Annotated in this window: 7 protein-coding genes; 2 read left to right on the top strand and 5 right to left on the bottom strand. The window is 37.8% G+C overall.

The window, feature by feature from the left end:
• Window positions 1–477 precede the first annotated feature (477 nt).
• Complete coding sequence (locus tag FVQ77_01840) at window positions 478–3,126, top strand: choice-of-anchor B family protein (protein ID MBW8049084.1); 2,649 nt, start codon at window positions 478–480, stop codon at window positions 3,124–3,126.
• A 48-nt stretch (window positions 3,127–3,174) separates the two neighbouring features.
• On the opposite strand, the gene FVQ77_01835 is transcribed toward FVQ77_01840, so the two are convergent.
• A complete protein-coding gene (locus FVQ77_01835) occupies window positions 3,175–4,026 on the bottom strand; it encodes an SDR family oxidoreductase (protein MBW8049083.1) in 852 nt (283 codons plus the stop codon).
• A gap of 130 nt (window positions 4,027–4,156) precedes the next feature.
• Here FVQ77_01835 and FVQ77_01830 point away from each other — a divergent pair, with 130 nt between their 5' ends.
• Entirely contained in the window at window positions 4,157–5,719 is a 1,563-nt protein-coding gene (locus tag FVQ77_01830) for an aminotransferase class I/II-fold pyridoxal phosphate-dependent enzyme (GenBank protein ID MBW8049082.1), read from the top strand.
• Window positions 5,720–5,724: 5 nt separating this feature from the next.
• Here the strand turns inward: FVQ77_01830 and FVQ77_01825 are convergent, their stop codons facing one another.
• The 4 genes from FVQ77_01825 to FVQ77_01810 are packed head-to-tail and all read right to left on the bottom strand — an operon-like array spanning window position 5,725 to window position 8,431.
• Window positions 5,725–6,435, bottom strand: a complete 711-nt coding sequence (locus FVQ77_01825) for a hypothetical protein (protein MBW8049081.1) — start codon at window positions 6,433–6,435, stop codon at window positions 5,725–5,727.
• Entirely contained in the window at window positions 6,435–6,920 is a 486-nt protein-coding gene (gene paaJ, locus FVQ77_01820) for a phenylacetate-CoA oxygenase subunit PaaJ (protein ID MBW8049080.1), read from the bottom strand. The genes FVQ77_01825 and paaJ overlap by 1 nt, the downstream gene beginning before the upstream one ends.
• Before the next feature lie 43 nt (window positions 6,921–6,963).
• Window positions 6,964–7,716: a phenylacetate-CoA oxygenase subunit PaaC gene (gene paaC / locus FVQ77_01815; protein ID MBW8049079.1), complete on the bottom strand. Its 753-nt coding sequence runs from the start codon at window positions 7,714–7,716 to the stop codon at window positions 6,964–6,966.
• A 37-nt stretch (window positions 7,717–7,753) separates the two neighbouring features.
• Complete coding sequence (locus FVQ77_01810; GenBank protein ID MBW8049078.1) at window positions 7,754–8,431, bottom strand: phenylacetic acid degradation b; 678 nt, start codon at window positions 8,429–8,431, stop codon at window positions 7,754–7,756.
• Between the last annotated feature and the right edge of the window lie 4 nt (window positions 8,432–8,435).

Raw genomic sequence — 8,435 nt, 5'->3', positions numbered from 1 at the left:
ATTATGCCTCTGCGAATGAGCAGGTAAGTAACGCCCAAATTTATAAGAAACTGATAGAAATTGATAAGAAAGTAACAGAGATTGAAAAGAATCAAATCAAGTTAGAGCAGACATTCAAAGCAGAAATTAAACGAATTGATCAAAAAATTGATTATTTAGATCAAAGAATTTATCAAAGAATTGGTTATGTAGATCAAAGAATTGATACTTTAAATACAACTACATGGTCAATATTTGGTTTTTTAGGAACATTTATAGTTGCAATAACTGCTCTTATTATTGCACTGAGTTTAAAAATAGGCAGATTTATGTCAGTATTAGATAATAAAGAGTAGGAAAATCAACAGATATCTTCTATAAAGAAAAAAAACAAAGAGCTTGAGGCAAAATTAACCAAAGTAATGAAATATGTTCCTAAAGCTTAATGTTGCAACTTTTTGTGTATTTTAGCGCAACAGAATTTTAATTTATTTTACGATGAAAACAATTACAAAAATTTCACAAAGAAAGGCAAAAGCTGTAATAGCAGCAGTATTTCTGACTGCTTACTGCCAACTGCCAACTGCCAACTGTTTCTCCCAGGTCTCTTCAAATATGACTTTATTGTCAAATTGGAAAGATACTACTGTTAATTTGAATTACAACGATGTATGGGGATATGTGGATTCTACGGGTAATGAATATGCTATTTTTGGCAATGAAGATTACACCTATTTTGTGGATGTGACCGATCCATATAATCCGGTACTATGTGATAAAGAACCTGGAAAAAATACAGGTGGAATACACAGAGATTATAAAACATACAAAAATTATTGCTATGGAGTAACTGACGAGGGCACCGGTTCTCTTCAAATTTTTGACCTGCAGTATCTGCCGGATTCTGTAGATAAAGTTTTCGACAGTAATATTTTTTTTTCAAATGCACATACCAATTTTATCGATACTGCCAGCGGTAGGTTGTATATTTTGGGAGACTTTTCATGGAGTATGAAGGTGCTGGATATAGCTACTAACCCTGAAAATCCCACCCTTTTAGCTACTGTGAATTTATCAGGGATGTATGTCCATGATGCTTATGTTAGAAATGATACTGCCTACTGCTCTAATGGTAATGACGGATTTTTTATCTATGATTTAACCAATCCCGTTAGTCCTCAGCTGATCAGCAGCATCACAACTTACCCTGAACAAGGTTACAATCACTCCTCCTGGGTAACAGAAGATGGCAACACATTGATATTTGCTGATGAAACACAGGGCAGCGGTTTAAAGATCTATGATATATCCGATATTTCCAACCCTGTGTTAAAGAGCGTTTTTCGTTCAAATACAGGCGCAATGGCTCACAATCCCTTTATCAAAGGTGATAGTGTTTATATCGCTTATTATGAAGATGGCGTCCAGGTTTTTGATATTACAAATGATACACTAGCCACTCAGGTTTCTTATTATGACACCTATCCTGATAATATTGGTTATGGCGGTTATAACGGGTGTTGGGGAGTATATCCTTTCCTGCCTTCAGGCAATATTTTAGGATGTGATATTACATACGGGTTGTTTGTAATGAGACAAGGACCGCATACACAACCTCCCGCTGCATCATTTTCAGTAGCTAATATCAAAGGCTGCTCCCCTTATGAAGTCACTTTTAAAAACAGCAGCATCAATGCTGATTCTGTTTTTTGGGATTTTGGAGATCCAGCTTCACCCAATAATACTTCTACGAATTATATGCCTACTCATATTTTTACTAACCCGGGCATATATACTGTAACATTAAATGCCTATAATAATATTGGCAGCAATACAATAAGTGACTTCATTGCTCTCACTGATGTGACAGGAATTGTTTCAGTTCCCTATTTTGAAGACTTTGAAGATACCAGCGCTTCATTGTGTATAATCAGTGATATTAATTCTCATGCTGAAATAAAAAGTTCAGAAGGCAAAAGTGGTAGTATAGGATTATTTTTTGCCGGTTCTTCTGGTAATTTTTCAGGCTGGGATACTACTTTTGGCTGCGAAAGCACATTCACCATTAATGCTGATTATTCTTCATCTGCTATTTTAACTGTAAATACAACCGGATATGACACGTTGTATCTTGAATTTGATATCAGGCAATGGTTTCAATGGGATCCATCACTCACCAATTTTCATGTATTGGTAAATGGTGTACAACTTGACACATGTTTCAACCCAAGTAGTATTAATTTTGAAAATATCTGGAAGCATAACATATTTGATTTGACCTCATATATTGATACTTCAACGAACATAATGAAAATCACTTTTGAGGGCGCCAATCTGTTATATAATTTCTTTGGCTTTACCCATAAAACTCAGATAGATAATATAAGGATATCAAACTGTACCTCTGAAAACTGTGCCTTTATTACCTCAGCAATGGATGTTTCATGTAAAGGGACCTGCAATGGCCAGGCTACGGCAATCGGCAGCGCTAATCAAATTCCCCCTTTTACATATTTGTGGGATGATGATTCTGTTCAAACTACAGCTACAGCCACCGGACTTTGTGCTGGTACTTATAGTGTGGCAGTGATCGATTCAACCGGTGACACTTCCACTACAACGGTTATTATTGGTGAACCGGCAGCGCTTTCTGTAATAACTTCTTCGTCCGATGCAACCTGTCCGGCTTGTAATGATGGTACAGCTATTGCTTCTGTTCTTGGTGGCTCCGGAGTTTATACCTACCAGTGGAATGATGATTCAACTCAAACTACTCCTTTAGCAACCGGCCTTGGTTCAGGAACGTACATAATAACTGTGGCGGATATACTTTGTAGTGAAAGTGTCACTGACACAGTTATTATAGGAATAGTAAGTAATATAAATGAGTTCATTGACTTTGGCAGCATAAAAATTTACCCCAATCCTTCTTCGGGCTATTTTAATATCATTTTTGCCAATGAGCAGACTGGCGCTAAAGATATTTTTGTTTACGATATCTTTGGCAAATTGGTTAAAAATGTCCGGTTGAGCCCCAACGAGCACCATGTAACTATTGACATGTTCGATCAAAGTAACGGGATGTATTTCATTAAAGTTACTGATGGAGATTCAACTGTCATTAGAAAAATAATTATTCGTTATTAAATTATCACATAAACGAAATATTGTTTGCATCCTTGTTATGCCTCATGTTCAAAAAGACCTTAAAATCCCCGTTAACTTTTCACTCACCTCCCATAACCTGCCAGCTATTTCCCTGTCACAAGAAATCCTTGAAGACCTTTTAGGTTTACACTTATCAAAATATTTTCCTGTGATCCCCTCTACTTCATTTGAACTGGCAAGGTAAATGGAAGTTATTGCTCCTGTTGCCGGTGAGATCATAAATGGCTTAAGAAATATCCACCCTATTTTATAAATTCCTGACGCGTTTTTATTTACAAGCCCTGTCCTTACTCCGCCTGGGTGAAGGCAGTTGGCCGTGATACCTGTGTCTTCTAATCTACGGGATAGCTCGTAAGTAAATAATACATTGGCTAATTTTGACTGGCAGTATGCCTTCAAACCATCATACCCTTTTTTAAGGTACAGATCATCAAAATCAATGCTGCCCCTGTAATGTAATTTTGATGAAACATTGATTATCCTTGAAGATGAAGATTTTTTAAGCGTATCAAGCAATAGGTTGGTAAGTAAAAACGGAGCGAGGTGATTTACGGCAAACTGCATTTCAATCCCGTCTTTGCTGTACTGAAGTTCAGAAAAAAATGTGCCGGCATTATTAATGAGCACATCTAATTTATTATATTTAGAAAGAAACTCAAGTACGAGTTTTTTTACCGATTCAAATGAAGTAAAATCGGCAGTGAGTAATTCCACCTGGTTATTTCCGGTTTTTTCCACAATTTCCTGTAATGCTTTTTCTCCTTTCTCCTTGTTTCTACTCACCATGATCACTTTAGCGCCTGATTTCGCCAATCCCATTGCAGTAAATTTTCCAATCCCTGCATTTGCACCGGTAATGAGACAGATTTTGTTTTCCATGTTTTGAAACCACTAATTACACTAATTAAAAATATTCGCGTAATTCTTGGTTAAAAAAATATAATTTACAAGAATAGAAAGTACTAAATTTAAATCAAAGATATTGTGGATAAAATGTTAAATTTACAGCATGCTAAATAAGATCAAACAACTCGAACTTGTAGCTAAGCGCCTGGAACCTCTTACTGAAGAACGAAAAAATATCAGAGATAAAGTAATTGACTATACCGAAAACTTTTTGAACAAGATCAATACCACGCTAACCTACAATATATCTGAAGATAATGGTATAGGCTTATATGATTCACCAATTGGTGACGAACCTATTGATATAGACGCTGCAATCAGGATTATTGAAGATAACCTGGATAAACCAGGCCTGAATCCCGCATCAGGCGGCCACCTGGCATATATACCCGGAGGTGGAATTTACCCCTCAGCGCTTGGTGACTACATCGCTGCTATTACAAACCACTATGCAGGGGTGTTTTTTGCAGGACCTGGCGCTGTGAGGATGGAAAACATGCTGATTGAATGGATGTGCAATATAATTGGCTATCCTAAAACAGCCGGTGGAAATCTGACTTCCGGTGGCTCTCTTGCTAATCTGATTGCAATTGTTACTGCAAGAGATGCACATCCACTACAAGGGAAGGATTATCATAAAGCCGTTATTTATCTTACCCGCCAGGTACATCATTCTGTTGATAAATCAATCCGGATAGCGGGATTGGGTGAAGCAGTAACGAGATATATTCCAATGGATCATAATTTCGGCATGGATACCAATGCGCTTGAAAATGTTTTGCAGAAAGACAAAAAGCAAGGATTAATACCCTGGCTTATTATTGTGTCAGCAGGAACAACAGACACAGGGGCCGTAGACCCTATTTCTGATATTGGAACTATAGCTCAAAAATACAAGCTCTGGCTTCATGTAGATGCTGCCTACGGTGGATTTTTTACACTTTGCGATAAAGGAAAGAAATTATTTTCTGCCAGTTGGAAACATATTAAAGCGCTAAACAAAGCAGATTCAATTGTTGTGGACCCACATAAAGGGCTTTTCCTTCCTTATGGATCAGGCGCTGTATTGGTCAAAAATACGGATCACCTTTATCAATCCCATCGCTATACGGCTTATTATATGCAGGATGCAGAAAAAGCAGTTGCAGGGAGCAGGCATATTGAGCGACAGCGAAATCCTGATTCTGTGGGGGACAGCTCCCTGCACTCACCTGCCGATCTTTCTCCTGAGCTTACAAAACATTTTAAAGGGTTACGTCTTTGGCTGCCGTTAAAATTGTTTGGATTAACGCCTTTTAAGGCCGCTTTGGAAGAAAAGATCCTGTTAGCCCGGTATTTTTATGAAAAAATCCAGGCCATTGATGGATTCGAAGTTGGCCCATACCCTCATCTTTCTGTTGTCATTTTCAGATATATTCCAGCTTCAGGCAGGCGTTCCATCTCTAAGAGCGGTGGCACGTCAGTAGTCCCACAAAAAGAGGAAGATGTCAATCTATTCAATGAGAAGTTGGTGGAGGAAATACGGAAAGATGGCAGGGTTTTTCTTTCTTCGACCCTGATTGATGGTAAATTTTATATTCGTTTGGCAGTGCTTTGCTTCAGGACGCATTTGGAAACGATTGACCTTGCCCTTTCAATTCTTCAAGAAAAAGTAAAGAAATTGTAAATTATTTAGTCCTGTATCTCAAACAATGGCTTCTCTTTATATTGCCTGCCCAATTTTTTAATTTGTTTTTTATTTTTTTTGATGTATTCATTATACTTCTTTGCCCAATCATCGTATCCTATCCTGTATAAAATTGCCTTGTTATAAGAATGCTTGATCTCACTGATCAATTCTCCACATAAGGGATAACTTGCAATGTCTGGCGTTGTTGTAAGCAATCTCATTAATCCGTTTATAAGTGAATCAGTAAGCTCATCATACTGATCAATTTTTTCGGATGCCGCCATACTGTTCTCGTCATACCTTGCCTGTATTAATTTTTCACGTAATTTTATTAATGAATCGTGCAATAATACGTTGTACTTTGACGTATATGAAATTTCCTCCAGCAGCCTTTTTATATCACTTAACATTTGGTCATCATCAGCTATCATCTCCTCCCAGGCAATTTTAATGCTATCAGATAGCGCCTCAATATCAACTTTTACTTTCGCGATCGCTTCTTCAGAAGTCGCAGCAGCTCTTTTCTTTCTTTCACATGAGAATATGAGTATAGAAAGTACCAGACAGTAGATTAAATATTTAAGTTTCATGATTTTAAAAGGTTTAATGAGTATAATAGAAAAATTAATAATTACTTTTATTTTGCCAACACTATTCGTCTGACCACTTTCCAGCGCCAGAGCAACCCTTAGTGGTCGGACGATGCCGTCCATTATATGGGTTTGAACTGTTCAAACATTTGATTGCAATCATTACAATAATGCATGGACCGGCACAGGGTCGGGCCAAAAGGATTTTTAAGCTCGGTATTTTTATTATCACAAAACGGGCATGCTACATTCTCAATAATATCAACCTCAACGTTCATGTTGTGTATTTGTGGTGGGGCAAGCCCAAACGATTTAATTGCGCGCCTGCCCTTTTCAGTGATCAGATTTGAATTCCATTGTTTGTTTATTGTTACGTTGACTTCGCAATTTTCTATGCCTTTTTCTTTAAGCGCTTTTATCACGTCTGCTTTCATATAATCAATGGCCGGACAGCCCATGAAGGTGGGTATCATTTCTACCTTTACATGGTCATTGGCAGAGATATCTATATTGGTAATCACTCCCAGGTCAACCAATGATAACACCGGAATTTCAGGGTCTTTGACTTCATGAAGATAATTGAGTACTATTTTTTTAGTTAGTTTCATCAATAGAATTTAGAAAGTACGAATTCGTACTTCGTCATTGCTCTTACCACTCTGCCGTTGGATCAATATTAAAAACTTCTGACATTTCATTTAGCAAGGGCTGCAAATGTTCAGTGTGCTCACCGTACCTTCCACCGAATGATGGACTCATGATCTTATGATCGGGCATTTCCAAACCAGTCTTGCTGATGACCTCTTCAACCCTTTCTATCCACTTTTCTTTTAAAACGTTTTCTCCTTCAAAAATGTTTTCTTCAGCCAATTCTTTTTCGAATTTTGATGGCTCAAAGATTCCCAGGGCGAAAGGTAGGGTATATTCTAATGATCTTTGCAACCGTTCTATACTTTCAGATGCACTTCCAAGTTGTTTTATCCATATTTTAGCGTGCATAGTGTGATATTTAACCTCTCCAGTGAGCTTTTTGGAAATTTGCGCAACAGGTTCCCAGGATGAATTACTTAACATTTCAAAGCGGATCATTTCGGCAGTATCAAATAAAAAATGCCGGATCAGGCTGAAATCGTATTCGCCAATTGGTAATTCAACCAGGTGGCAGCAGTGAAATCCAGCAGCTTTTCTGTCGAAAGCAACAGAATCAGGATCTGCTTCACCCAACTGGTTCAATAATTTATAAAATGCAAAACAATGACCAACTTTATCCTGGGCCATAGACGAAAATGCGATATCTTCTTCCAGCAAGGGGCCCAGACCCGTCCATTCGGAATTTCTGTGGCCAATGATGAGCTGGTCATCTGCAATTTTGTATAAAAGGTCTTTAATAGCTAATTCGTTCATAGTTATAGTCATTGTCTACTTGTCTACTGTCTACTGTTTACTGCCTATTGCTACTGTCACCGCCACTTTTCCTCCGTTCTTCCTTAAACCTGTTGATCTTATCCATTGACTTATAAGCAATAGCGTCACGGTATTTTTTTTCTGATACAGTATTCCAGATGTCCTTGTCTTCATCGTTAGAAAATAATATGTCACTTGTTTTAATTACCCAAATGTTAAGGATAGGGGCTTTTTTATTAGGGGGTTCCTCCCTGCCATTGGCGGGGCTCAGAATAAGCTTTTTAGCTTCAAAGATTGCTGATTCATAATTCCCGGCCTTAACGTTGTAAGCATGTACATGCTGCTTACCTCTTTTGTTGAGATGAAATATCTCAAATTGTTCCGAACCGGCTGCACTGTTAGGAATACCCTTTCCTGTAAATTTATCGTATATGTTTTCTTCAGAATCAATGTATTCTGTTACAAAAACATTTTGGGTTTTCACGATCCATAACCCGCTGCATGTATATCTTCTGCTATACTGCTCCTTGGCAAAAAGAAATGCCATATCCTGGTTTGGAGCATGCACGGGCCCTACATACGTGTAAGGGATTCCTTCTTTCCTTTGATGAAAAACTTCCCAGGTTCCAAATTGATCCAAAGGGGATTTGTTGATCTCATTATCCCACTTTTCGGGCAATTTTAATCTGGTGATGCGTGGGTCTAATGATTTCATATTA

This window comes from Cytophagales bacterium (assembly GCA_019456305.1).
Taxonomy (GTDB): Bacteria; Bacteroidota; Bacteroidia; order Cytophagales; family VRUD01; genus VRUD01.
The sequence above is the reverse complement of the archived record's forward strand: the minus strand, read 5'-3'. Positions and strand labels throughout refer to the sequence as shown.

Coding starts and splice junctions, on each gene's coding strand:
- FVQ77_01840 (MBW8049084.1), top strand. CDS start 478: ATGAAAACAATTACAAAAATTTCACAAAGAAAGGCAAAAGCTGTAATA.
- FVQ77_01835 (MBW8049083.1), bottom strand. CDS start 4,026: ATGGAAAACAAAATCTGTCTCATTACCGGTGCAAATGCAGGGATTGGA.
- paaC (MBW8049079.1), bottom strand. CDS start 7,716: ATGAACGAATTAGCTATTAAAGACCTTTTATACAAAATTGCAGATGAC.
- paaJ (MBW8049080.1), bottom strand. CDS start 6,920: ATGAAACTAACTAAAAAAATAGTACTCAATTATCTTCATGAAGTCAAA.
- FVQ77_01830 (MBW8049082.1), top strand. CDS start 4,157: ATGCTAAATAAGATCAAACAACTCGAACTTGTAGCTAAGCGCCTGGAA.
- FVQ77_01825 (MBW8049081.1), bottom strand. CDS start 6,435: ATGGACGGCATCGTCCGACCACTAAGGGTTGCTCTGGCGCTGGAAAGT.
- FVQ77_01810 (MBW8049078.1), bottom strand. CDS start 8,431: ATGAAATCATTAGACCCACGCATCACCAGATTAAAATTGCCCGAAAAG.